Annotated in this window: 18 protein-coding genes; 10 read left to right on the top strand and 8 right to left on the bottom strand. The window is 61.0% G+C overall.

Going from position 1 to position 21,816, the window contains the following annotated elements; translation table 11 throughout:
• The first annotated feature begins 81 nt into the window (after positions 1-81).
• Genes IE127_RS17535 through uxuA form a run of 4 tightly spaced genes read left to right on the top strand, consistent with a single transcriptional unit; the run spans position 82 to position 4,418 of the window.
• A complete protein-coding gene (locus tag IE127_RS17535) occupies positions 82-1,035 on the top strand; it encodes a carbohydrate ABC transporter permease (protein ID WP_373297340.1) in 954 nt (317 codons plus the stop codon).
• The gene (locus IE127_RS17530) at positions 1,028-2,113 is read left to right on the top strand and encodes a carbohydrate ABC transporter permease (protein ID WP_189427078.1); all 1,086 of its coding nucleotides are present in this window, start codon (positions 1,028-1,030) and stop codon (positions 2,111-2,113) included. Before IE127_RS17535 ends, IE127_RS17530 begins: the two co-directional genes overlap by 8 nt.
• 11 nt (positions 2,114-2,124) lie before the next feature.
• Positions 2,125-3,216 (top strand): ABC transporter ATP-binding protein, encoded by a 1,092-nt coding sequence (locus IE127_RS17525; protein WP_189427077.1) that lies wholly within the window; start codon positions 2,125-2,127, stop codon positions 3,214-3,216.
• A gap of 5 nt (positions 3,217-3,221) precedes the next feature.
• Positions 3,222-4,418, top strand: coding sequence for a mannonate dehydratase (gene uxuA, locus IE127_RS17520; protein ID WP_189427076.1), 1,197 nt, complete (start codon positions 3,222-3,224; stop codon positions 4,416-4,418).
• On the opposite strand, the gene IE127_RS17515 is transcribed toward uxuA, so the two are convergent.
• From IE127_RS17515 to IE127_RS17500, 4 genes are all read right to left on the bottom strand, one after another.
• A complete protein-coding gene (locus tag IE127_RS17515; RefSeq protein ID WP_189427075.1) occupies positions 4,415-7,138 on the bottom strand; it encodes a sensor histidine kinase in 2,724 nt (907 codons plus the stop codon). The genes uxuA and IE127_RS17515 overlap by 4 nt on opposite strands.
• Positions 7,138-7,371: a hypothetical protein gene (locus tag IE127_RS17510; protein ID WP_189427074.1), complete on the bottom strand. Its 234-nt coding sequence runs from the start codon at positions 7,369-7,371 to the stop codon at positions 7,138-7,140. Before IE127_RS17510 ends, IE127_RS17515 begins: the two co-directional genes overlap by 1 nt.
• A gap of 4 nt (positions 7,372-7,375) precedes the next feature.
• Complete coding sequence (locus IE127_RS17505; protein ID WP_189427073.1) at positions 7,376-7,759, bottom strand: response regulator transcription factor; 384 nt, start codon at positions 7,757-7,759, stop codon at positions 7,376-7,378.
• 84 nt (positions 7,760-7,843) lie between these two features.
• A complete protein-coding gene (locus IE127_RS17500; RefSeq protein ID WP_189427072.1) occupies positions 7,844-9,430 on the bottom strand; it encodes a helix-turn-helix domain-containing protein in 1,587 nt (528 codons plus the stop codon).
• Between the two features lie 181 nt (positions 9,431-9,611).
• Between IE127_RS17500 and IE127_RS17495 the strand changes: the two genes are divergently transcribed.
• From IE127_RS17495 to IE127_RS17475, 5 genes are all read left to right on the top strand, one after another.
• Positions 9,612-10,964, top strand: coding sequence for a substrate-binding protein (locus IE127_RS17495; protein WP_189427071.1), 1,353 nt, complete (start codon positions 9,612-9,614; stop codon positions 10,962-10,964).
• Between the two features lie 67 nt (positions 10,965-11,031).
• The gene (locus IE127_RS17490; protein WP_189427070.1) at positions 11,032-12,060 is read left to right on the top strand and encodes a branched-chain amino acid ABC transporter permease; all 1,029 of its coding nucleotides are present in this window, start codon (positions 11,032-11,034) and stop codon (positions 12,058-12,060) included.
• 3 nt (positions 12,061-12,063) lie between these two features.
• Entirely contained in the window at positions 12,064-13,206 is a 1,143-nt protein-coding gene (locus tag IE127_RS17485; protein WP_189427069.1) for a branched-chain amino acid ABC transporter permease, read from the top strand.
• A 9-nt stretch (positions 13,207-13,215) separates the two neighbouring features.
• Complete coding sequence (locus IE127_RS17480) at positions 13,216-13,983, top strand: ABC transporter ATP-binding protein (RefSeq protein WP_189427068.1); 768 nt, start codon at positions 13,216-13,218, stop codon at positions 13,981-13,983.
• 8 nt (positions 13,984-13,991) lie between these two features.
• A complete protein-coding gene (locus IE127_RS17475; RefSeq protein ID WP_211198864.1) occupies positions 13,992-14,747 on the top strand; it encodes an ABC transporter ATP-binding protein in 756 nt (251 codons plus the stop codon).
• Between the two features lie 3 nt (positions 14,748-14,750).
• Here IE127_RS17475 and IE127_RS17470 read toward each other — a convergent pair whose 3' ends face one another.
• The 4 genes from IE127_RS17470 to IE127_RS17455 all read right to left on the bottom strand — a co-directional run bounded on the left by IE127_RS17470 (position 14,751) and on the right by IE127_RS17455 (position 19,185).
• Positions 14,751-15,671 carry an ROK family protein gene (locus IE127_RS17470; RefSeq protein ID WP_189427066.1) on the bottom strand — a complete coding sequence of 307 codons (921 nt, stop codon included), beginning with the start codon at positions 15,669-15,671 and terminating at the stop codon, positions 14,751-14,753.
• Positions 15,668-16,729: an SIS domain-containing protein gene (locus tag IE127_RS17465; RefSeq protein WP_189427065.1), complete on the bottom strand. Its 1,062-nt coding sequence runs from the start codon at positions 16,727-16,729 to the stop codon at positions 15,668-15,670. The genes IE127_RS17470 and IE127_RS17465 overlap by 4 nt, the downstream gene beginning before the upstream one ends.
• Positions 16,702-17,796 carry a Gfo/Idh/MocA family protein gene (locus IE127_RS17460; protein WP_189427064.1) on the bottom strand — a complete coding sequence of 365 codons (1,095 nt, stop codon included), beginning with the start codon at positions 17,794-17,796 and terminating at the stop codon, positions 16,702-16,704. Before IE127_RS17460 ends, IE127_RS17465 begins: the two co-directional genes overlap by 28 nt.
• Before the next feature lie 102 nt (positions 17,797-17,898).
• Positions 17,899-19,185 (bottom strand): ABC transporter substrate-binding protein, encoded by a 1,287-nt coding sequence (locus IE127_RS17455; RefSeq protein WP_189427063.1) that lies wholly within the window; start codon positions 19,183-19,185, stop codon positions 17,899-17,901.
• A gap of 144 nt (positions 19,186-19,329) precedes the next feature.
• On the opposite strand from IE127_RS17455, the gene IE127_RS17450 reads away from it, so the two are divergent.
• Complete coding sequence (locus IE127_RS17450; RefSeq protein ID WP_189427062.1) at positions 19,330-21,816, top strand: hypothetical protein; 2,487 nt, start codon at positions 19,330-19,332, stop codon at positions 21,814-21,816.

Genomic DNA, 21,816 nt, shown 5'->3' with positions numbered 1-21,816 from the left:
GCGGCCATTCAGGCAGCAGTTCCACGAGGACCGACAATGAGTGCAAAAAGCCAGGTCGCGCATGCGGCCGGTCAAGTGGCGATGTTTCCCGCGCGAGCCGTAGAGCCGCTAATGTCGGGACTTCAGCGTGTGCTTGGCATCAAGCGCATGCCTTGGGTCTTTCTCATTCCGAACCTGACGGCGGTGGTTCTTTTCGCCCTGCTGCCGGTGTTCATCAACGTCTTCTATTCGGTCAGTGGCAGCGACCGGCTTTTCCCGTGGGACCGCCCCTTTATCGGCGGTGCGAACTACCAGACACTGTTCGATTGCACCAATTACCTCGATCCTGCGACCTGTTCGCGCGATCTGTTCTGGCGCGCACTCGGCAACACCATGGTGTTCGTACCGGTGCAGGTGACAGTGATGATCACCATTGCCTTGCTGACAGCGGTTTGCCTCAACCGCGAAATTCGTGGCCGCGGCTTTTTCCGCGGAATCTTCTTTTTCCCAGTGATGCTCTCGCCAGTCGTCGTTGCGCTGACGTGGCAATGGATCCTGCAGCGCAATGGCGCCCTCAACGGGCTGCTCTCCGCCACCGGCCTTCCGACCCTCAACTGGCTGGTGTTCCCCAACACCGCGTTCTTCTGGTCAGTGTTCGTGACGGTGTGGGCACATATGGGCTTTTACACCATCATTCTGCTGGCAGGGCTGCAGTCCATCCCGCGCGATGTCTATGAGGCGGCGCGCATGGATAGCGCCACGCCATGGCGTTCGTTCACGCGGATCACTCTGCCGTTGCTGAAGCCGGTTCTGCTGGTTGTGTTCATTCTCGCCGTTATCCGGTCCGTGCAGACCTTCGATGAACTCTATGTGCTGACCGGCGGCGGGCCAGGGTCCGCTACCATGCTGATGGTGCAGTACATCTATGAAGTGGGCTTTGCCGCTCAACCACGCAATTTCGGCCTCGCCGCCGCCGCATCCCTGCTGCTGGGGCTGGCGCTGCTGGTCTTCACCGCAATCCAGATGCGCATCTCGCGGGGTGGCAATAATGACTGATTTGAGCATGGCCAAAAGCGGCACATCGATCCGCGGCTTCATCTCACGCCGCCGCGGGCGCAAGGGCCTGCACTGGACGGATTGGCTGACCTACGCCTACCTGGTGTTCGGGCTTCTGGTGATGTTCGTTCCGGTGCTGTGGGTGGTCGTCTCCTCGTTCAAGACGCCCGCCAATCTGGCCGAGTTTCCGCCCACCCTCGTGCCGTTTTCGTCCGAGACGATAATGGTTGAGGGCTATGACGAGCCGCTGCCGCTGTTCGATGTGGTGACTGAGGACGGGGATACGGTGCAACTGGCACAGTTGCGGCGCGTCGGCATTCAGGCGCAGATGGTCGATCCGGCCAACCCGGACGAGCGCATCGTTGTGCCGATCGAGAACGCCACACCAGTGCGCAAGTTCTACCTGGCGTTCGAGAATTACAGCAATCTGCTTTCCGACACCGGCGGCAACATCTGGCGTTACGTCTACAACAGCCTGTTCATCACGGTGGTGGCAACGCTGATCACGCTGGTGATGAACGCCATGGCAGCCTTTGCCCTGTCGAAGTATCGCTTTCGCGGCTCGAACGTAGCGCTGGTTTCGATCCTCGCCACGCTGATGATCCCCGCAACTGTTGTGCTGGTGCCGACCTACATGATTGTCGCGCAACTGGGACTTGTGGCTAACCTTTGGGGCGTGATCCTGCCGACGGTCGCAACGCCGACGGGCGTGTTCCTGCTGCGCCAGTACATGCTGACGATCCCGGATGAACTGATCGAAGCCGCGCGCATGGATCATGCCAGCGAGTGGCGGATCTTCTGGCGGATCATCCTGCCATTGTCGTCCCCGGCGCTTGCCGTCGTCGCGATCTTCTCGATCCTGTCGCGCTGGAACGACTTCCTGCTGCCGCTTGTGGTTCTGACCGAACGCCAGTCCTACACGCTGCAGTTGGCACTGGCTTCATTCCAGACAGAGTATGGCATTCGCTATGAACTGCTGCTGGCAATGACCACCCTGACCGCACTGCCGCTCGCCTGCGCCTTCATCTTCTTGCAGCGCTACATCACCAGCGGCATCGCATCGACCGGTATCAAGTAAGGAATATTGAGATGGCTAATCTTGTTCTCGACAACGTCAAGAAGTCATTCGGCGCGGTCGAAGTGATCCCGGGCGTCGACCTCGACATCAAGGACGGCGAGTTCGTGGTGTTCGTCGGTCCCTCGGGTTGCGGAAAGTCGACCCTGCTGCGCCTGATCGCCGGTCTCGAAGACGTCTCCGACGGCGATATCCGCATCGATGATGACAGTGTCGTCAATGTGCCGGCTGCAGACCGTGGCGTCGCCATGGTGTTCCAGTCCTATGCACTCTATCCGCACATGACGGTGCGCGAGAACCTGAGTTTCGGGCTCGAGAACATCCGCATGGCGAAGCCGGAGATCGAACGGCGCGTGGGTGATGCCGCACGGTTGCTGCAGATCGAGCAATTGCTGGAGCGTCGGCCGAAACAGCTTTCGGGTGGGCAACGGCAACGCGTAGCGATTGGGCGTGCGATCACCCGTGATCCGAAGATCTTCCTGTTCGACGAGCCGCTGTCGAACCTCGACGCCGAGCTTCGCGTGCTGATGCGAGTGGAGATCACCCGGCTTCACGAGCGGCTGGGCAACACGATGATCTATGTGACGCACGACCAGATCGAGGCCATGACCATGGCTGACAAGATCGTGGTGCTGCGTGGTGGCATCATCGAGCAGTATGGGGCGCCGCTCGACCTTTATAACAATCCGCATAATTTGTTCGTTGCGGGTTTCATCGGCTCGCCCCGCATGAACTTCGTCGAAGGCAAGCTGACCGAAATCGCAGAGACCGGCTCGACGTTCGAGGCTCCTGGCCTGCCGCCAATGCAATTGCCGGGCAAGATTGCCAGCACCGCAAAGGTCGGCGAAGCGGTGACGCTGGGCATACGCCCAGAAGACTTCTCTGTCGCGCGGGAGGAGACCGGTGGGTGGCCGGTATCGATCGGCGTCACCGAGCAGTATGGCGCCAACAGCTATCTGCATGGGACGCTCCCCGGCGACATCCCCGTGTTGATCCATGAAGCCGGGCAAAGCACGGCGCGACGTGGCGATACGCTTTATGTCAAAGCACGGGAAAACCACTGGCACCTGTTCGGCGCCGATGGTCTCGCACTCGCGCACCGGTAAACCGCATGATCGAGACCTGGCGCTGGTTCGGCCCGAACGACATCACCACAATTTCCGACGTCATGCAGACAGGGGCGCAAGGCATTGTCTCTGCCCTGCATCATATCCCCGATGGTCTCGTGTGGACGCCGGACGAGATCGCCCGCCGCCAGCGCGAGATTGCCGCGAGAGCAGATGGGACACCGTCCGGGCTCGAATGGCTGGTGGTCGAAAGCCTGCCGGTTTCCGAGGATATCAAACAGCAGACCGGCGACTGGCGCTTGCATATTGAGGCGTACAAGACCAGCCTCGAGAACCTCGCAGCAGCCGGTATCGAGACGGTCTGCTATAATTTCATGCCGGTGATCGACTGGACACGCACCGATCTGGCGTGGCGGTTGCCGCATGGCGGCACGTGCATGCGTTTTGACGCAATCGATTTTGCTGCATTCGATGTACACGTTCTCAAACGGCACGGAGCGCGCGAGGCACTTCCCGAGGCCGTGGCATGCGCCGCGGACGAGCGCATCCGCGAGATGGATGATACCCGCAAGTCTCAACTGGCTGCCAATGTAATGGCCGGATTACCCGGAGCCGCCGAGGCGCTTTCGGTCGATACGATCCACACGCATCTCGCGCGCTATGGCGACATCTCTGCCGACCGTCTACGCACACATCTTTTGGATTTCTTGTCGGAGGTCGTGCCGACTGCAGCGCGGCTCGGCATTCGCCTGTGCTGCCACCCCGACGATCCGCCGTTTCCGCTGATGGGCCTGCCACGGATCATGTCGACAGAGGAAGATTATCGTGCGCTGATCGAGCAGATCGATGATCCGGCAAACGGCATCACGCTGTGCTCAGGGGCTCTTGGTGCGAGACCTGACAATGACCTGCCAGGCATGATGCGCCGGCTGGGACATCGCGTGCATTTCCTGCATTTGCGCAACGTGCGTCTTGAGGGCGACACTGTGGGAAGCTCCTTTCACGAGTGCGAGCATCTCGATGGATCCGTCGACATGGTCGCCTTGCTGCAAGCAGTCGCGGACGAGGAGGGGCGCCGCCGCGCGGAAGGCCGCAGCGACGCGTCGATCCCGATGCGGCCCGACCACGGGCAGGACATACTCGATGACCTGACACGCCAGGCGCAGCCGGGCTACCCGCTGATCGGCCGGCTCAAGGGCCTGGCAGAATTGCGCGGCGTTGCGCGGGCAGTCTGGCGCTAACCGGCGCGTGTTGCTGTATGCGTTTCCAGGACTGGCAGTGTGATGCGGAAGCAGGCGCCCTGCCCGCCCGTCGCAACCAGTTCGAGTTGGCCGTTCATACGCAGCATGATCTCACGGCTGATGGCGAGACCGAGGCCGGCGCCGGTTCTTGAAGCACCAACACCTTCACCGCGATAAAACTTGTCGAAGATCTTGTTGCGCTCGGCCTCGGCAACGCCCGGGCCGTTGTCTGACACCTCGATGACGTAAGTCCTCTCGCTAGTATGCGAGGTGACGCTGACGAGTGGCTTGGCTGCGATGTTGTACTTCACGCCATTGCTGATGAGATTGATCAGCACCTGGCTCAATCGATCCGGGTCCGCGGCGACGATGGCCGCGCCGGCGCGTCCTGCCGAGACAATGCCCACCCCGCGTTGCCTTGCGAGGGCACTGCAGACCTCGATTGCCTGTTCGAGCACGGCTTCACCATCGATCGGGCGGTTTTCCCAGTTTCGCTCGCCGCGCTCGAGCGCCGAAAGATCAAGGATTTCATCGAGTAGCGTGGTCAGGCGCAGGCTTTCCTTATGAATGGTCGAGATGAACCGGCCCTTGTCGTCAGTGTCGAGCCCATTGTTGTCGAGAAGGATCTCCGAGAAGGCCCTGATTGCTGTCATTGGGGTACGCACTTCATGGCTGACCTGGCTGAGGAACTCATCCTTTTGCTGATCGACCTCGCGCAACTGACGGTTGGCGACAGCGAGCTGGTTGGCGGTGGAGCGCAATTCTGCAGATGTCCGTTCAAGCTCTTGCGAATATTCGATGGCCTGCTGCGTCTCATCGGCCATCTGCATCACCTCTTCGAGCGACACAGAGCCGCCCGAGACCACTTTCGACAGCATCACGTGCGCGGACGCTGCGCCGATCGAGCCGGCAAGCTCGCGCTCAAGCCGGGAGATGAAAGTGGGGCTGGGTTCAAGGCTTTGCCAGGTTCGCCCCTGCTCCTTTGCCTCGGTCTCGAAAATCGAGATTGCGCGTTCGTCGCCGAGAACACGCTGCGCGACGAAGAACAGATCGTTTGCGGCTGCTGACCCGCGCATGAAGGTTGGTCCGCGCCCAGCACTGGCAAAGACATTGACGAACAGGTTGGCCTGTATCCGTTCCAAGGCTGACTGATTGGTCATCAGGGAGCCTATCGCCAGGGTCGCGCTATTGAGGAAGAGGCTCCAGAATACGGCGTGGACCAGCGGATCGAGACCGTCGAGACCGAACAGAGCTTCCGGCCGCAGCCACCACAGGCCCCAAGGACCTTCCGCCATGATCGCGGCCACGGCAGGCGACGAACTCTGGAACGAGGGCATGAAGCTCGACCAGGCCCAGACAATGAAGCCAACGGCGACTGCCGCGGTGGCCGCCCTAATCGATGCCTCCCGCCAGAACAGCGCCGCGAGGATTGACGGCAGGAATTGGGCCACGCCGCAAAAAGAGATCAGGCCAATAGGCGCCAGCGCGTCAGAATCGCGTGTCAGGTAGAAGTAGAGGAACCCGAGCCCGAGTATAAGGATGATCGAGAAACGCCGCGAGTTCAGCAGAAGGCGGCTGACGCCCCGCCCGTCGGCAGCGCCCTCGCCAGGCACCCAGCGCAATACGATGGGCATAACGATGTGGTTCGAGACCATAATGGACAGCGCGATCGACTCGACGATGATCATCGATGTGGCGGATGAGAACCCGCCGATGAAGGCGAACAGCGCCAGCCCTTCGTGCCCTTCGGAAAGGGGCAGTGTCAGAACGAACATATCAGGGTTGGCGCCTGCGGGCATGGCAGTCAGCCCGTAAATAGCGATCGGCAGGATGAACAGGCTCATCGCCAGCATGTAGAGCGGGAAGGCCCACGCCGCGGTGCGCAGATGGTTCTCGTCGGAGTTCTCGACAACGGTAATCTGGAACTGTCTGGGCAGACAAATGATCGCGGAAAACGCCAAGAGATTCATGACGAACCAGCGGCTATCGAAGGTGTTGGCCGAATAGATTTCAACGCCAGCCTGCTCGGCGTTCGAGAAAATGGATTCGAGCCCGCCACCGACATAGACGACGAAGATGCCGACGGCGACCAGGGCTGTCAGCTTGACGATGGCTTCGAACGCGATGGCCGCCACAACGCCATGGTGCTGCTCCTTGGCATCGACATTGCGGGTGCCGAAGAGAATGGTGAAGACTGCCATGCCGGCAGCCACCGCGAGCGCCAGACCGGCCTCGTCTATGCCCCGCAGGCGACCCTGCGAGAACTCGGATGCACCGGCGATGGCCTGGATTGACGATGTCACAGCCTTGAGCTGCAGCGCGATGTATGGCGCGATCGCGATCAGCGCGATGACGGTAACGAGCACCGCAAGGCGGCTGGATTTACCAAAGCGCGAGGACAACAGGTCGGCGACCGAGGTGATCCGCTGATCATGACTTATGCGCACCAGCCGGCGCAGCATGAACCACCAGCCGACAAAGAAAACGGTTGGCCCGAGGTAGATTGCGAGAAATTCGAGACCGTTGCGAGCAGCCGAGCCTACCGCGCCGTAAAAGGTCCAGCTGGTGCAATAGACCGAGATCGACAGCGTATAAACGAAGGGAGAGCGCAGGAACCCGCCCGCGCCCTTGCGCGACTGGCGGTCGCCGAAATAGGCGATGAGGAAGAGCAGCCCGACATAGCCGATAGCTGTCGCGATAACGAGGTCCGCGGACAGCATCAGCCGCTGCCTCCGTCATCATCGCCGGACGGTGGTGTCTGCGGCGGCAACCGGCGGGACAGCAGCGCCGAACAGAGGACTAGCCCGCCCCAGACCGTGAACAGATAGATCACCTCGACGGGTACGCCGAACAGTCGCGCCTGCCACTGAAACAGATAGGCGATGGGCGGCATGATGAGCAGAATGCTTGCGAGGGTCAGCAGCAGGGCTGTGCTTTCCAGCTTTCCCCGCATGCGCTTATTGCCAGATGTTCGAGCTATCGAGCAATCGGCGCACGGTTTCGATTACCTCGGCATTCGCGTAGGGCTTGGTGACGAAGGCGTCGGCCTGCAATTCCTCCGCCACCCGGCGATCCTGCGCCTGTCCCTTGGCGGTCAGCACCAGTACGGGAATGCGCTTGAGATCGTCGGTTGCGCGGATCTGCTTAAGCACTTCGAAGCCGCTGCGCTTGGGCAACATCACATCGAGCAGGAGCATGCGTGGCCGCTCGCGGCGCACCGCCTCGAGTACGGCTTCACCATCGGTAACGGAGCGGATGGTCCAACCCGCGCGCCGCAGAATGAAGTCGAGCGCCTCCAATATGCTCGGCTCGTCCTCTGCAATGAGAACGTCTACTGCCAATTTCCCCCCTTTGTCCGCCGGATCCTCCAACCCGCAGACCGCTGCATAAAAGCGCAAACTCAATCAAACTCCAAGCCTCATGCTCTAAAGGCGTCCCTCGTCCGCTCCGGATGGGGTCAGTGCAGGCTCCTGCCGGCTCGGGCAGTCAATGCGGGTGCAGAGGCGACAGGCGGGACCAACAGGAACATCTGCACGCGCGTCCGCAAGATCGAGACCGTCGCCATAAACAGTGCGATCGGCATGCAGAACGTCGCATGCCAGCATCACCGAGATCGGCATTGCCTGATCCGAGAAGCCGGCCACACGCTTTGAGGTGGTGCGGGCAATGAACATGTAGCGGGAGCCGCTGGAGAACTGCACGACCTGACGCACGGTGCTATCAGGCGTTCGGAAGGCGGTGAAGATCGCCCAGAGCGGGCATGCGTGGCCGCTGCTCGGCAAGAGCAGCCCGGGCAGCGGAAAGTGCTTGGTCAGCCGCCCGGCAGGGTCCGAGCGCAGAAAACCGAATGGAACACCCGCCCCCCGGGGATGCCTGAGAGTCACAAGGCGATGCGCGACCTGCTCAAAGCTGGCGCTGTAGCGCTCGCGCAGGGTGTCGATGTCGTAGCGCGCAGCTTCTGCAGACTGAAAGAAATCGAGATACGGAAACACAAGGGCCCCGGCGAGGTAGGAACTCAGTGCCCGTCGCGCGGCGCTTCGTGACGCGTTCGAAGTCAGGATCGGCGACTGAATCGCCTGATCGAGAACGCCTGGGCTCCTTATTTCACCGAAGAGACGCGCCAACTGGAATTGGCGTGTAGCGTAGGTAGTGGTGTTGCGGAACCAGAAGGCGCGGCTGTCTTCATCGAAGCCGTACTGAGCCGGATAGCCGCGCGCATCCCTGCCCTCGCGCACTCCGCGGACCACACAAATGCCATGCTGCGCCTCAAGCATGCCAACCAGAGTCTCCTCGCCAAAGGGCCCCGTAGCGTCGATTTCGGCTCGCAAGGATTCCGCGGCGGCTTCGAGAGCCGGAAAGTGGTTGTCGCTGGCAAAAATCAGATCGTCGAGTTCACGACGCGGCAAAGCCGAGCGGCTTGTTTCGCTCGCGTTGTCGAACTGGCCGATGAGATTGCGCGCCACTTCGCTCAGAGTGCGGGTTTCACGCCCGATCGCGGCAATGAAGCGATCCCGCTCGGGCTCATCGAGATCCGGCACGTCTTCAAGGATCTCGGCGCTGGAACGCACGCCGGTGATGCCCGAGAGCACCTGATGCAACAACTCGGACAGAAGCGGATCGGTGCGCAGGCGGTGCGCATAGGCGTCCGCGGTGGCGCTGGCAGAGGCGTAGGCACGATAAAGCGTCACCAAAGCCTGGGCGACGGCGGGGTTTTGTGCAACGAGCGCGTGGGCAGCGTCATGCGGAAGGCCGGCATTGCGAAGAACCGGATCCGCCAGCGCCTCCTCGAGTTCGTGAATGAGGCGATGCTCGCTCTCGCCTGTCAGGTCGCCGACGTCGATCCCAAGATGTTCGGCGATGCGACGCAACAGCGTGCCACCGACCTCGCGCTTGTTGGCTTCGATCAGGTTCAGATAACTCGGCGATATTCCCACCTGCCGCGCTAACCCGGCCTGCGATTGCTCCAGCGCCTTGCGACGCGTGCTGATCCTCAGCCCGATCGGCGCACGCATGTATTCCCCTTACTTCTTGTAAAGATATTGACAACACAAGGCGCGTGAAAGTGCAAGTGTTTACAAAATTATCGTTGTTTCACAATGACCTGTTGAATGGATTATCTGACAGGCGAATAGTTGGTCCAGCAGTGCGAGTCCCGACAAGAACGGACCGCATCGGCTTTTGGAGGAGGACCATATGACGAATTTCAAGAAGGGCATCAGCCGTCGCCGGCTCATCAAGACCGGCCTTGCCGGCGTGCTGGCGACCGGAGTTTCCCCCTATATCTTTTCACGTAGTGCCTTCGCTCAGGAATTCTGCAACGCCCCAACCGGGGACACTGTAACGCTCGGTTTCAACGTGCCACTGACCGGCGCCTATGCCGATGAGGGCGCCGACGAGCTGCGCGCGTTCGAACTGGCGGTCGAGCATCTCAACGGCGAAGGCGATGGCGGGATGATCCCGCATTTCTCGTCCGATGCGCTGACCGGCAACGGCATTCTCGGCAAGCGCGTCGCTTATGTGACGGGTGACACGCAGACCCAGTCCGATGCGGCCCGTGACTCTGCCCGCCGCATGATCGAGCGCGACGGGGCGCTGATGATATCGGGCGGGTCCTCATCCGGTGTTGCCATTGCCGTACAGGGTCTCTGCCAGGAAATGGGCGTGATCTTCATGGCGGCGCTGACGCACTCGAACGATACCACCGGCAAGGATCGCCGCCGCTATGGCTTCCGGCATTTCTTCAACGCCTATCAGTCCGGTATCGGCCTCGGGCCGCAGCTCGGCGATGCATACGGCACCGATCGACGCGCCTACCATTTGACTGCCGATTATACCTGGGGCTGGACCCAGGAAGAATCGATGATCGCCGCTACCGAGGCGCTCGGCTGGGAAACTGCAGAGACCGTCCGCACGCCTGTCGGCGCCGGCGACTTCTCGCAATACATCACACCCGTGCTTAATTCGGGCGCCGACGTGCTGATCCTCAACCATTACGGGTTTGATGGCGTCAACTCGCTGACGCAGGCGGTGCAATTCGGCCTCAAGGACCGCCAGGCAAACGGCAAGAACTTCCAGATCGTGCTGCCGCTGGTGTCCGACCTGATGGCGGCCGGCGCCGGCAACGCCATGCAGGGCGTTTTTGGTACCTCGAACTGGTACTGGAGCCAGCAGGATGAAGGCAGCAAGGCTTTCACCAACTCGTTCGGCGCAAAGTATGGCCGGCCACCATCACAGGCCGCGCATACATCCTACGTGCAGACGCTGCTCTATGCCGATGCTGCGGAACGGGCCGGCACGTTCTACCCGCCCGAAGTGATCCGCGCGCTCGAGGACTACGAATTCGACGGGCTCGGCAATGGGCCGACGCTCTATCGCGGCGCCGACCATCAGTGCTTCAAGGACGTCTTCGTGGTGCAGGGCAAGGAGAACCCGTCAAACGAATTCGATCTGCTCGAAGTCGTCTCCACCGCCTCACGGGACAACGTTACCTATGCGCCCGATTTCTTCGAGGGCGAGCTTGGGCCTTACGATCCGGCAATGTGCTGATCCTCAAGTAGAAGCTGACTGCCCGGCTGCCATGGCGGCCGGGTAATTTCTCTCAGTGGAGTGGCGGATGGAAGCGATCTTCGCTCAATTGCTCAACGGCCTCGACAAGGGCGGTGCCTATGCGCTGATTGCCCTCGGGCTTACCCTGGTGTTCGGCACGCTCGGGGTCGTCAATTTCGCGCATGGCGCGCTGTTCATGCTTGGCGCTTTCTGTGCCGTGGCGTTTCGCGAACTGATTACTTACGAGATCGTCACAACAGACCCGGAGCAACTTTCGCCCTGGGGCTCGCCGCTCGAGATCCGGACACCGATTGCACAGCAATACCTCGGTGACTGGGGCGCGGTGATCATCGACTATTCGGTGCCGCTATCGATCCTGCTGGCGATCCCGGTGATGCTGATCATCGGCATCGTCATGGAACGCGGGCTGATCAAGCATTTCTATAACCGTCCGCATGCCGAGCAGATCCTCGTCACGTTCGGTCTGGCGATCGTTCTGCAGGAGCTGGTCAAGACCTTCTTCGGGCCCAACCCGATCCCGCAGCCAATGCCGAGTACGTTTCGCGGCGCGGCGGATGTGGGCTCGTGGCTGGGCCTCACGCCCGGGGCCGTGACATATCCCTGGTGGCGGCTGGTCTACTTCCTGTTTTCGATCGGCATTCTCTCTGCGGTCTTTGCCTTTCTTCGCTTCACAACCTTCGGAATGGTGGTGCGCGCCGGCATGGCGGACCGTGAAACGGTGCGGCTGCTGGGGATCGACATAGACAGGCGTTTCACCCTGATGTTCGGCTTGGCCGCAGTGGTCGCGGGCCTCGCGGGCGTGATGTACACGCCGCTCCTGCCGCCAAACTATCACCTCGGCATGGAATTTCTGGTGCTGTCTTTCGTCGTTGTGGTGGTCGGCGGCATGGGATCGCTGCCGGGCGCTGTCGCTGCCGGGTTCCTGCTCGGCATATTGCAGTCCTTTGCCTCGATGACGGCGATCAAAAACCTCATACCCGGCATCGACCAGATCATCATCTACCTGCTGGCAGTGGTCATTCTACTGGTTCGCCCGCGCGGACTGATGGGCCGCCGCGGCGTCATGGAGTCTTGAGCGATGAACGTGCTTCGTCTTCCCCGCCAGGACGTCATCCTGTTCGCGGTCTTTGCCATCGTGGTGCTGACAATGCCGATCTGGCTGACCCCATTCGGTGCGGCCTATCCCGGGCTGATGCAGAAGTTCGCGATCTTTGCGATCTTCGCCGTGGGGTTCAACATCCTGTTTGGGCTGACGGGGTATCTCAGCTTCGGCCATGCGGCGTTCCTGGGCGTCGGTTCCTACACCGCTGTCTGGTCGTTCAAGCTGTTCACCATGGATGCGATCCCGGCGCTGATCTTTGCGGTGCTGATGTCGGGGGTGTTCGCGCTCGGCATCGGCTTCGTGAGCCTGAGGCGATCAGGAATCTACTTCGCCATTCTCACCCTCGCTTTTGCGCAGATGAGCTACAACCTCGCCTACTCGGTGCTGACGCCCATCACCAACGGCGAGACGGCACTGCAACTGACGAACAACGATCCGCGCGTGATCGACATGATGTTCATGGAACGGACTGCCGGACTCCCCTCGCCCAGTATCTTCGGCCAGCCGCTTGGCGGTATTGGCGGATTCTATCTCTGTGCCGTGCTGCTGCTCGTCGCATTCTTCATTGCACAGAAAGTGTTCGCCTCGCCGTTCGGCATGATGTTGCGTGCCATCAAGTCCAACCAGACGCGCATGAGTTACACAGGCTTCAACACGCGGCCCTATGCCCTCACCGCCTTTGTGATTTCGGGCATGTACGCGGGTCTCGCCGGGGGCCTACTGGCGGTGACGGACCCGCTGGCTGGCGCGGAACGGATGGAATGGACCGCATCCGGCGAAGTGGTGCTGATGACCATTCTTGGTGGCGTTGGCACACTGGTGGGCCCGGTGATCGGCGCGTGGCTGATCAAATACCTCGAAAACATCTTCTCCGCCTTCAACGAGGGAATGCTGCACGCAACGTTCTCATGGCTGCCGGACGGGGTTGAGGACATCGTTGTTGCCGTGACCTCGAAGTTTGTCGGCGAGGGCTGGCACCTGACGCTCGGCCTGGTGTTCGTGCTCATCGTTGTCTTCCTGCCAGGCGGGATCATGGAGGGCGTGCGCCGGATCCGCTCCGCCGTGGCGAACCGCCGCGACAACCGGCGAACGCGCTTCAGCACCAGCGCTGCGGAATAGGAGAGCGCAATGCAGTATTCCAACAACACAGTTCTGCACGTTGCGGATGTCCATAAGCGTTTCGCTGGCCTGCACGCTCTGGCCGATATCGACCTCGAGGTCGAAGAGGGCAAGACGCATGCGATCATCGGGCCGAACGGCGCCGGCAAGTCGACACTTCTCAACGTGATCGTGGGCCGTCTCGCGCCCTCGAGCGGCGCGGTGGTGTTCGATGGACAGGTGCTGACAGGCAAGAAGCCACATGAGATCAACCAGATGGGGGTCGCGCGTGTTTTCCAGACCCCTGAAATCTTCCCGGATCTTTCCGTGCTTCAAAACGTCATGACGCCGGCATTCGCAAAGCGTGATGGTGCGTTTCGCATCCGCATGCTGAATCCGCTGGCGAACGAGGCCGCCTTACGCGAAGAGGCCGAAGAGGCGCTTGCCGATGTCGGGATGATCGAACGACGGCATCTTCACGCCGCATCCCTGTCGCGCGGCGACAAAAGGCGGCTGGAGCTTGCGATGTGCCTGATCCAGAAGCCCCGCCTGCTGCTGCTCGACGAGCCGACCGCGGGCATGAGCCGGCACGATACCAACACCACCATCGAGCTGCTCAAGAAGATCAAGAGCCGTGGCATGACCAAGGTGATCATCGAGCACGACATGCATGTGGTGTTTTCGCTGGCAGACAAGATTTCGGTTCTCGCGGGCGGCAGGATCATTGCTGAAGGCGCACCAGACGCGGTGCGCGGCGATCCGCGGGTGCAGGAAGCCTATCTCGGGGGTGCCCATTGATGAGCGCAATGACGATGAAGGACGAATTTGTGGCTGACAGTGCTGCCGCCGACCGATCAGCGGCCTTCTTCTCCGTCAGGGATGTCCATGCCTATTATGGCGAGAGCTATATCGTGCAGGGCATCTCGTTCGAGATCCGCAAGGGCGAGATTCTGGCGCTGCTCGGACGCAATGGCGCCGGCAAGACATCGACACTGCGCACCATCGCCCGCACCGGTACGCCGCAGCTGAAATCCGGTGAGATCTGGATCGAGGGCAAACCGGTGCACCAGATGAAGCCGCATGAGGCGTCGCGCACGGGTATTCAACTTGTACCGGAAGATCGCCGGATCATTCAGGGACTGACGGTTGAAGAAAACCTCGCACTGGCGCAGGTCGCGCCGGGGCATGGCTGGCCGCTGGAGCGAATCTACGAGCACTTTCCGCGCCTTGCGGAGCGACGGCGACAAGACGGTGTGACGCTGTCAGGCGGCGAGCAGCAGATGCTGGCGATCGCGCGCGCTCTTGCGCGAGATATCAAACTGCTACTACTCGACGAACCCTATGAAGGCCTGGCGCCCGTTATCGTTCAGGAGATAGAAGGCATCCTCAACGCCATCAAGCCACTCGGGATCACGACGATCATTGTCGAGCAGAATGCGGTCGCCGCGCTGAGACTTTCGGATCGCGCGGTTATCCTCGATACGGGGGAAGTGGCGTTCACCGGCTCGGCAAAGGAGGTGCTGGACAATGCCGATTTGCGCCACGAGTATCTTGCGATCTAGCCTTCAGCCAGGTTGTGCATTGGCGTCGAAGGCCAAGGCCGCAGCACCCAGCGTGCCGGCGTCATTGCCATTCTTCGCTGAGACGATTCTGACGTTCGGATAGAGAGCCGGCCAAGTGTAGTGCGGCAGATGTCGCTCTATCGCCTCGAACAGCACCGGGCCGGCACCCGAAACTCCACCACCGATGATGCAGATCTCAATATTGGCGATGTTGGTGATGATGCCGATTGCCTGCGCAATTCGTAGCGCCACGGCATCGACCGCCCGAACCGCTGGTTCATGACCCTGCCCGGCCAGCGCGAAGTGTGCCCTCAAGTCATCGCCTATCAGCCCTTGCCGGGCGAAAGCGGCAGCGAAACCGGCCTTGCCGGCGAACGCCTCGAGCGTTCCGGGCTGGCCGTGGGTGTTAGGTGGGCCGGCAATATCGAGAACGATGGCGCCGAACTCGGGCGGCTGGCGTCCGGGACCGTGATTCGGACGCCCACCGCAGATCAACCCGCCTCCGACCCCGGTGCCGAGGGTGAGCATGGCGAAATTTTCGACGCCCTGCCCGGCGCCGAACATCATCTCTCCCATGGCAGCAGCCAGACCATCGTTTTCGATAGCCACCGGCAGATCGGTGGCATCGGCCAGATCTGGTACGATCCTGCCTTCGCCAAGCGCTGGCAGGTTTTCCCCTCCGTCGACGAATGTATAGCCGATGCGTTCGATATGCCCTGGGGTCGCCAATCCGATTCCGATGATCTTGTCCGAGGCGTCTGCGGCAAGACTGGCCACGGTGCCAGCCATTTCAGACAGCAGCTCGCTATAGGCAACGCCACGTTGCAAAGGATGGTAGTGGCGTCGCCGTACCTCGCCGACTTCTGTGACGAGGCTGTACTTGATTCCGGTGCCCCCGATATCGATCCCAACCGCAAGGCTCATCGCGACATCCGCTTGATCGACAGGCGCTGAGACATATCCGGATAAGGCATGGCCGAGGGGTCTAGCCCTCGCTTCACCGCCATCGCATTTGCCAACAACTGGAATGGCACGATCGCACTCAACAGGTCCATCGGGGCACTCAGCGTGGTGCTGGAAAGAGCGGGCCCGTGTCCTTTGCCGCTGGCTGTCAGGTCAACCACCCAGCAGGACAGATCATAGCTCTCGAGTGCTGTTCTCGTTTGCTCGGCCATTTCAAGATCGATTGGCGTGTCGGCCAATAGGATGGCACAGCTCTTTTTGCTCATCATGTGCAACCGGCCATGCAGCAACTCTTCCGTGGGATAGGCTGCAGCCGGCACACCGGTCGTTTCGGCGATCTTGAGCGCCGCTTCTGTTGCCGTGCCGAGATGCCGTCCGCGAGAGGCGAACATCAGATGGTCGACATCTTCCAGAGCGGATGCCGCTTCGTCCACGGCAGCGCCGGCGCTGTCCAAAGTCGCTTGCAGTGCGGCTTCCACATCTTCCGGGCTGATCACCGCAGGCGCGCCCATTGCCTCGACCAGCGCGATCAGGGTCGCGACCGAGCCCGTATACCCGACAGTCTTTGGACCAATCGCCTCATCGCCGATGGGCATGGGCACAAGTTTGGCGCCCACATCACTGATCGGCGCATTGCCGTCCGCTGTCAGAACAATCGTGTTGAAGCCGGCATCAACGGCGGCCTGTGCGGCGGCAATGCTGGTCGCGCTCTTGCCGGACTGCGACAGCACCACCACGAGGTCATAGCCAGCCTTACGCTCGACGCGATCCATAAAATCCAGCGGATTGAGCAAGGCAATATCCCGGCCCGTCGACAAGGACGGTGCAATGCACATCAGCGCATTAAGAGACGATCCCGAGCCTACCAGCGCGATCCGCTGCAGCGGCTTCTGGTCCCAGACGGGGAAGGCCTGGCGACCTGCAGCGAGGCATTCCGCGACGATCTTGGGTTGAGAGTGAATGTAGCGGATAAAGGCGTTGTCGTGCGGCATCAGACGGCCTGTTTGCGGTCGGTCCATTGTTGAGTCCACCCGTCATAGACGGCGTGCCCTCTCTCAATCGGCAACACGATGTCGGTACAGTCAAATGCTGAATGGTAGAACGCGCTGGCGATCTCGAGCGACTGACGGGAATCGCGGAGCGTAACCGGCAATGGTCGTCCTTTGACCACATGATCGAAGAAGCCGCGAAACTGTGCTTCAAAGCCCGCAGGCGTGGCGGTGACACCCTCGAGTTCCGAAGCGATCGCCGACTCGATCTCGGCGGTTTTGGGAAGAAAGCGCCACGGCTGGCGACCAGGCCGATAGGCATTGTGATCGCTTTCAATCGTCACGTTCTCGAACATCAGGCGAATGCGGCTGATCTGATCACTCGAACCAAGGGTGGCGCTAAAAGACCCGAGAGCGCCGTTCTTGAACTGCAGCGACGCGGTGGCGCAATCGTCCACCTCGATCTGGTTCACCCGTGTTGCGATGCGCCCGAACAGGCGATCGACCGGCCCCATGAGGTAGGTCACGAGGTCATGAATATGGATTGCCTGAGTCATCAGCACGCCACCCAGCTCGCTGGCCCAGCGGCCGCGCCATGGGTTGGCATAGTATGCCTGATCGCGAGACCAGAACGTTTCGGCAGACACGAAGAAAGGACGCCCTGCCAAATCGGCATCGATGATGCGCTTGGCCTGCTGTACACCCTGCCCGAAGCGGTATTGGAAGATCGGCATCAACGCGCCAGCGGACGCCTTTTCGATCTCGATGATCTCGTCGATCTCGCGCAGCGAGCCGACCAACGGCTTTTCGCAAATGACGTGCTTGCCGGCTGCAAGCACAGCCTTGATCTGATCAAAGTGAACGGTGGGAGGCGTGCAGATATCGATGACGTCGACATCCGGCATTGCCAGAAGATCTTCAAAGCGCGTCGTCGTTCGATCGATGCCGTGACGCTCGGCCACACTTGCCAGCCGCTGCGCGTCAAGATCGCAGAGTGCGACAACGTCAAACACATCACGGGCCAGTGAAAATCCATCGGTCAGGTGTTCTTCGCCGATCCCGCATCCGACGACCGCCACCCTGAGCTTTTCTTGCATCGTGCCTCCGCTGCGGCGCCGCGCCACAGAAAAATGCGCCCACCGAAAGGTGGACGCCAAAAACAAGATGACCGGGAGCGATGCTCCCGGTCACACACCTGACTACTCTTCGGAAGAGATTTCGGCGTTGATGTCGGCCATGTCGCTTTCCAGCGTCTCGTAGGTCTGCTCAAGGGTGAGCTCCCCGACGATCAGCTGCGACATGCGCTGCACGATGGTGTTGAAGAACGCGGTGTTACCAGTTGCGGTGTTGAGCTGGTAAGCCTGCGGGATCGGCGTATCACGGTTGTTGTTGAACACCGTCATCGCATTCTGAACGTTCTCGTTGTCGGTCTGGTACTGCAGATCACCAACATCGGCACCCGGGATCAGGATGAACTCTTCGGCGAGCTGGCGCTGAACGTCTGCGCTACCGATATAGTGCATGAACTCGGCCGCAGCCTCCGGGTAATCGGTGTGCTCGAAGGCCATGATCGACGTGCCACCGGGCATCGCAACGCAGCCTGCTGGGCCGCAAGGTGCCTGAATCGCCGTCCACTGGAAGGCGTCGCCGATCATGTCGTCAAACGTACCGACCATCCAGTTGCCGGCGAGGTAGGTGACGGCATTGGCGTTGGCAAACTCTTCACCCATGGACTTGTAGGCAGCGCCGCCAGCGGCACCCCACATTTCCTTCGGGAACGCACCGGTCTCGGTGTAGCCGTAAAGCTGTTCGATAACGCCCTGTGCAGCCTCATCGGGGAAGGTATACTCGCCGTTCTCGTTGATCATCTCGGAACCGGACGACAGCAAGGGGCCCGCCATACGGTGGCCTGAGCGATCGAGGGTGAACGGGATAGCAACGCCGGTCGCCTCGGCAACTTCAACCGATGCCTGAACGATTTCGTCGAGCGTCGCGCCGGGCTGCGGCAGTTCGACACCGGCCTGCTCGAACAGGGTGACGTTGACGAACGGCAGGTTGAAGGTCTGGGTCCAGATGATGCCGTTGATGCTGTCGGAATCGGCAGGCTCGCCTTCACGCATCGTCGACAGGCCCTGGCCATAAAGCTCGGCGAAGGCGTCGGCGTCGTCGAGGTAAGGACGCAGGTCGAGCGCGTAGCGGCTCAGCGTGCGGTCTGCGACCTTCGCGATATCCGGACCTTCGCCGACAGCGAGCTGCATCGGAAGCTGGCGCATCACGGCGTCATAGCCGGTCGAGATAAACTCGACATTGATGTCCGGATGTTCCTCGTTGAACTGCTGGGTCAGCTCCTCAACACGCTCGGTGTTGGCCGGATTGTCGTCGGTATACAGGAATGTCAGCTGTGCTTCCTGAGCGGAAACAGTGGCAGCCGAGATGGCCGTGATCGCGGCAGCGCCCATCAGGGCGCGCTTAAAGGTGGTCGACATGCAGTCCTCCAATACTGCTAGTGCAAAAATTTTAGCAAACTCTCGTTAGCTGTCTCTTCCTAGCATTGACATGTGCCTAGAACAAGACTTGTATGCGCCGCACTCATGGCGGCTGTCATGAAACTATTTTAGTAAAGGCATCGAATGTCGCATTCACGCTATCAGACCGCCCTCGAAAATGGCGGACCGGTTGCATTGTGGGAGCTGGGTCCGGTGATCGAGGCGGACTTTTCCGGTCTTCCTGCTCCCGCCGATGATCCGGTGCAGTACGTCTTTCGGAACGGCTTTACCGGAACCGGCCACTTGCCATGCCGGTCTGCTTTTCTGACCGAGATGAAGGGGCGCGCCATTTCGCCGCCTGAATACTGGGTACGTGACGGCTTTTATGCTCCGCTCGACAATCCGCGTATCGAGTTCAACGGGTTTTGCTATACGCCCAGGCATTGCCGCCGCTGGCTCAGGACAACGATCTCTGCCAGCCAAGCAGGCGACTATGCCTTTACGCTATCGACATGCGGAGGCGCGCGCATCTGGATGAACGGGCGCGAGATAGCGCGCTTCGAACCGTTCGAACGCAACACCCAGCACTCGTGCGAAATTCAGCTGCCGCTGGCTGAAGGCGACAATGAGATCCTTCTGCATATGGAAGATCTTTTCGAGCGCGATACCAACTGGCTGGTCGAACTGCGCTACACCGGCACAGCGCCGCTCGAAGTCGGCATCTCGGCGCAAACGGATCCGCAGCGTATTGCGCGCGTTCGCAGCATGGCGGCCGACGTTCGGCCGACACGGGACTATTTCGTTGATGAGCCGTTCGTCCTGGCTTTTGACGAGGCTCCAGATTTCGACGTGCCGGTTGCGGTCAAGGTGGTTTCGCATCAGCACGACCGGGCGACGCTTTTAGACAAGGAACTCGTTCTCAAGGCCGGGCAGAAGACGCTCGATCTCGGCCCTGCCCGTGATATCCGCGAAGGCTATCACTGGGTTTCGCTGACATTCCATGTTGGCGATGTAACGATTTCGCGCGTCATCGATGCCGCCTTCCTGCGCGCCGTGAAGCCGGGCGCCGGTGCGGACACTGAGGCCAAGCGCAAGGCCGAGGCACTGGCCTTTGCCGCCGAGCATGGCGATCCGCGCATGGGGCGGCTTTTGGCGCTGTTTGCCACCGGCACGCGCGACGATGTGGCGGTTCAGGCGATCCTGACGGCGACGCTGGAGTCGATCGAACGGCGCGAAGACTGCTCCGATTTCATCATGGTACCCTTGCTATGGGCGTGGGGGATGTTCCGCGAAGACATTCCCGCCCGGTTTCAGCAGCGTATCCGGCACGCGGTGCTCGGCTGGCGTTACTGGGTGGATGAGCCCGGCAATGATGTGATGTGGTTCTGGAGTGAGAACCACACGCTTTGCTTCCACGTGTCGCAATATATCGCCGGCGGTCTGTTCCCCGATGACACCTTTACCTGCTCTGGCCGTACCGGTCGCGAGCAGCAGGCAGTTGCTGAAGAGCGGCTCGGGTTATGGTTCGATGCGGTCGAAGAGCATGGCTTTGTCGAATGGAATTCGGCTGCGTACTACCCGATCGACTTCATTGGCATCTTCGGGCTCTACCAGTGGTGCGACGGCACGCTGAGGGAGCGCTGCCGCAAGCTCCTCGACAAGCTGTTCATCATGACCGGCCTCCACACACTCAAGGGCGTTCCGGCAGGATCACAGGGCCGCGCCTATGACAAGGAACTGCGCGCCGGGCCGCTGACAGAACTCGCGCCGTTTGCACGGGTGGCCTTCGGCGAAGGCTGGTTGAACCCGGGCGTGGCTGCATTGCCGCTCTATTGCCTGAGCGACTACAGCGCTCCTGAAGAAGGCAGCCGCGCCGCGCTTTGGGAAAACGCCACCGGAATCGAGGCGCGCTATACGCAGGGCCACGACAATAACGGCAAGCTGGTGCTCTACAAGAATGCCGGCGCGATGTTGTCGAGCGTGGTCGAGCACGCGCCCGGCAAAAAGGGCCACCAGCAGCATGTCGTCGACGTGCGGCTGGCCGGGCATCCGATGGCGCGGCTGTGGGTGAACCATCCGGGTGAGCCCGACCCATGGGGCGTCAAGCGGCCCTCGTTCTGGTCCGGCAACGGCATTCTGCCACTTGTGAACCAGTATAGAGATACCGCGCTGATGCTCTACGATCTCGGCGATAATCCGGAAATGGACTTCGTCCATGCGTTCGCTGCTGCCGATGGGCTTGATGAGCTGACGCTCGACGGCCAGTGGCTCTTCGCCCGCAGTGGCGATGGCTATGCCGCGATATGGGCTTCCCGCCCCCTGGTCGCAATCGATGCCGGAGCAACAGCCGGGCGCGAGTTCCGCGCCAAAGGGACACGGTCCGGATTTGTCGTTCGCGTCTCAAGCGGCGCTGGCGCCTCCGGGTTCAAAGACTTCGTCACTGCTAGCATGGCTGCGACACCCACCATCTCCGATGCGCACGGCCAGATCGCAGTCCGCACCGAAGACGGCACAGAATTGGCGCTTGGCTGGAGCTCCGGCTTCAGCATCAACGGCGTCGCCACCCCATTCGAAACACTGACCCCCGACCCGCAAATTGTCTGGGGCAACACCACAGCCTCCGGCCAGTAG

This window comes from Devosia pacifica (assembly GCF_014652635.1).
Taxonomy (GTDB): Bacteria; Pseudomonadota; Alphaproteobacteria; order Rhizobiales; family Devosiaceae; genus Devosia; species Devosia pacifica.
The sequence above is the reverse complement of the archived record's forward strand: the minus strand, read 5'-3'. Positions and strand labels throughout refer to the sequence as shown.